Below are 3,871 nucleotides of genomic sequence, written 5' to 3'. Positions count from 1 at the left end.
GGAGGTTCGTCGACGGCGAGTGCGGTGACGACCGCGCAACCGAGGCTCTCCCCGAAATACAGCAACCGGGTGGGGTCGACGTCGTCGCGCGAGCGGAGATGGTCCAGTGCCGCGCGGGCATCGGCGGCGAGACCCTCCTCGGTCGGGCTGCCGGGGTTGCCGCCGTAACCGCGGTAATCGAGCAGCAGCGTCGAGAAACCCGCCGCGGCGAGGTCGGCGGCGGTATCGGCGCGACCGAGGCGGTTGCCGCCGTTACCGGCGGCGAGCAGGACGGTGAATTCGTGCCCGGCACCTTCGGGGTTTCGGCCGGGCACGAACCAGGCGTCGAGCTCGAGACCGTCCGACGTCCTGAGCACGACATCCTCGGCACCCGGCAGGACGGTCGCGGCGGACGGGGGAGCGGTGGTGTCGGGCAGATAGATCAGGCGTCGTTGCAGCGCCCACCCGGCGACGCCGACGAGTACGCCGACGAGCAGCACGGCGAGAACGATCCGCATGTGACCAGTCCAGCGCACGTGCGCGTTTCCGGTAGCGGGAACCACCGGAAACGCGCACGGGTGGCGAAGCCGCCTAGCGCGGCGCCATGCGCAGGGCGCCGTCCATACGGATGGTCTCGCCGTTGAGATAGTCGTGCTCGACGATCATCTGCGCGAGCTGCGCGTACTCGGCGGGCTGAGCGAGGCGCGAGGGGAACGGCACGCCGGCCTCGAGGCCCTTGCGGTACTCCTCGGTGACCCCGGCGAGCATCGGGGTGTCGACGATGCCGGGGGCGATCGTGTTGACGCGGATGCCGAACTGCGCGAGGTCGCGTGCGGCGGGGACGGTCATACCGTGCACGCCACCCTTCGACGCGGAGTACGCGATCTGGCCGATCTGGCCCTCGAAGGCCGCCACCGAGGCGGTGTTGATGATGACGCCGCGCTGACCCGACTCGTCGACCGTCTCGGTCTTGGAGATCGCGTCGGCCGCCAGGCGCATGACGTTGAACGTGCCGAGCAGGTTGACGGTGATGACCGTGCGGAACAGCTCCAGGTCGTGCGGGCCGTTCTTCGACAGGATGCGGCCGGCCCAGCCGACACCGGCGCAGTTGACGACGATGCGCAACGGAACACCGGACTCGACGATGCGATCGACGGCCGCCTGGACCTCGTCGCCGCTCGTCACATCGGTGGCGAGGAGCGTGACGCCCGCGGGGGCGGAATCGCCGACGCGGTCGATGGACTGCTGCAGGTCGAGGCCGAAGACGGTAGCTCCGGCGTCGGCGAGGCGGCGCGCGGTTGCGGCGCCGAGACCGGATGCGGCACCGGTCACCAGCGCGGCGGATCCCTGAATCTCCACTGTTCGTATCTCCTGTCTCGAGCTGTAGGGCTCGTCAGTGTCCTTCGTCACGAACCCTAGTCGGTGACCGTCGTGACCTCCGCGGGGGTGGAGGTCCTGCGGCGCAGCGCGACGAGACCCATCGCTGCGGCCATCAGACAGGCGACGGCGCCGAGCAACAGTCCGGCCCGGCCGCCCCACTGCTCGCTGACCCATCCGGCGATGGGACCGCCGATGGCCGTCGAGCCGAGGAAGGCGACCGACCACAGGGCCATCACCCGGCCGCGCATCGTCGGAGCGGCGGCGAGCTGCAGCGAACTGTTGGTAGTGGATGTGAAGGTCACGCTCAGGGCACCCACGATCACCATGACCACGATGAGCGTGGTGAGGTTCGGGGCCGCCGCGGCGACCGCCAGGGCGATGCCGAACGCGAGCGAGGTGACGACGAGCGGCCGGGTCCCGGTCCGGCCCCAGGTGGCGACGACAAGCCCGCCCACGACGGACCCGGCGCCCATTGCGGCGGTGAGGAAGCCGTAGGCGCCGGCACCGGCGTCGAAAGTGTGATCGGCCAGGACGGGCAGGACCACCTGGAACTCGAAGGCCAGACATCCGACGAGCGCCATCATCAGCAGCGGGACGGCCAGGTCGGACGTGCTGCGGACGTAGGCGAAACCCTCGCGCAGCTGTCCCTTCGCGCGGGCGGCGGCGGGGGAGCGCTGGAGCCGAGAGACGTCGAGTCGCAGCAACGAGGTGACGACGGCGACGAAGCTCGCGGCGTTGAGCAGGAAGCACACACCGAGTCCGCCGGCGGCGATGATCAGCCCGGCGACCGCCGGGCCGATCATGCGGGAGCACGACGCGAGGACCGACTGCAGGCTCACAGCGTTGCGCAGATCCTCCGGACCGACCAGTTCGAGCATGAACGACTGTCGGGCGGGGTTCTCGAAGCACTGGTTGAGGCCGAGCGCCACCGCCAGCACGTACACGTGCCAGAGCGCGATCGTGTCGGTGACGACGAGCAGTCCCAGGATCAGGGCCTGCACACCCATGAGCGTCTGCAATCCGATCATGAGCCGGCGTTTGTCGGAACGGTCGGCGACCACACCGCCGTAGGGGCCGAGCAGCAGCATCGGCACGGTCTGCAGTGCGAGCACGATGCCGATGGCGGTCGCGGAACCGGTGAGCTGGAGGACGAGCCACGACTGCGCGACCGTCTGCATCCACGTGCCGACGAGCGAGATCGCCTGGCCGCCGATGTAGAGGCGGAAGTTGGGCCCGCGCAGGGCCGCGAAGGTCTGTCCTCTGATGTCGGTGAGCACCGTCACGGGCGACTCCCCTCGACGGAGGGGCGGGAATCGGCGACGCGTTCCGACAGGGCCTCGAGGGCGGGCAGTGCGTCGTGCAGAGCATCGAGGTGCTGTTCGCTCAGGTCGGCGAGATGACGGGCGAACAGGGCGGTGCGGCGTGCGCGCAGTTCCGCGGACAGGGCGGCACCGGCGGGTGTGATGTGGACGCGGACGACACGCTTGTCGCCGGCGTCGGGGGAACGGGTGAGCAACCCGTCGTCTTCGAGTTTGCCCACCATGCGCGAACACATGGTGGGGTTGAGCCCTTCGATCTCCGCGAGGTCGCGGACTCCGATCGTCTCGTGGCGGGCGACGGTCGTGAGGAGGGTCGACTGCGAGCGCGTCAGTCCTTCCTCCGAGGCGAACATGCCCATGCGGCGGGAGATCCGTCCGATCGCGATACGCAGACGGTGGACGTCTTCCGCGTCGAACGGGGGAGTTCCGGATCGAGGGGCGCGGCCTGAGAGATCAGACATGGAACCACCTCCGAATTTATTTGCCTATCGGCAAGCATACTCCTGTTCGGGGAGGAAAAACACTGTTCGGAGGGAGTGATCAGGGCCGCATGAGGGCGGGGGACTCGTCCTCGGCGGCGCGACGAGCGCGCAGGCGCATCGCCGCGATCACGCCGACGGACAGCAGCAGGGCCACCGCTCCGGCGATCGGTCCCACGGCGCCGTTCTCCGGGAACAGTCCGTCGCCGAGCATCCACGCACCGAAGCCGAAGAACAGCGCGGCAGCGCCGAAGCGGATGGCGTTCTCGGGCAGGTGCCGGCCCAGCACGGCGCCGGCGATGATGGCCAGCGCGTCGGCGGCGACCATGCCGACCGTCGATCCGATCCACACCCCGGCCCAGTTGTTGTCGGTCGCGAGGGTGATGGTCGCGAGCATCGTCTTGTCGCCGAGTTCGGCGAGAAAGAACGCCGAGGTCACAGCGAGGAAGGCGGACCGCGCGACGCGTCCGGCCTTCGACTGCTCGTCGTCGTCGAGAGAGTCGCCGCGCAGCGTCCACGCACCGAAGATCAGAAAGGCGAGGCCGCCGACGATCGAGATGGCGGTCGCGGGGATCGCCACGCCCAGATAGTGCCCGACGGCCACCGAGACGAGATGGACCGCGGTGGTGGCGAACAGGATCCCGGACAGGACGACCCACCAGCGATATCGCAGGGCGAACGTCATCGCCATGAGCTGGGATTTGTCGCCGAGTT

At 69.3% G+C, this 3,871-nt stretch carries 5 protein-coding genes; all 5 read right to left on the bottom strand.

Features of this window, described 5'->3' with window-relative positions:
* Nucleotides 1–497, bottom strand: a 497-nt coding sequence (locus R1101_RS0118105; RefSeq protein ID WP_016934766.1) for an alpha/beta hydrolase, incomplete at its 3' end; no start/stop codon positions are given.
* A gap of 73 nt (nt 498–570) precedes the next feature.
* Nucleotides 571–1,338, bottom strand: coding sequence for an SDR family NAD(P)-dependent oxidoreductase (locus tag R1101_RS0118100; protein WP_016934765.1), 768 nt, complete (start codon nt 1,336–1,338; stop codon nt 571–573).
* A gap of 56 nt (nt 1,339–1,394) precedes the next feature.
* Nucleotides 1,395–2,642, bottom strand: coding sequence for an MFS transporter (locus R1101_RS0118095; protein ID WP_016934764.1), 1,248 nt, complete (start codon nt 2,640–2,642; stop codon nt 1,395–1,397).
* The gene (locus R1101_RS27365) at nt 2,639–3,037 is read right to left on the bottom strand and encodes a MarR family transcriptional regulator (RefSeq protein ID WP_016934763.1); all 399 of its coding nucleotides are present in this window, start codon (nt 3,035–3,037) and stop codon (nt 2,639–2,641) included. The genes R1101_RS0118095 and R1101_RS27365 overlap by 4 nt, the downstream gene beginning before the upstream one ends.
* A 181-nt stretch (nt 3,038–3,218) precedes the next feature.
* Nucleotides 3,219–3,871, bottom strand: a 653-nt coding sequence (locus R1101_RS27360; RefSeq protein ID WP_016934762.1) for a TMEM165/GDT1 family protein, incomplete at its 5' end; no start/stop codon positions are given.

The sequence above is a fragment of the Rhodococcus sp. R1101 genome (assembly GCF_000278445.1).
Classification (GTDB): domain Bacteria; phylum Actinomycetota; class Actinomycetes; order Mycobacteriales; family Mycobacteriaceae; genus Rhodococcus; species Rhodococcus gordoniae.
Note: the sequence above shows the minus strand (reverse complement) of the source record. Positions and strands in the feature narration are given on the sequence as shown.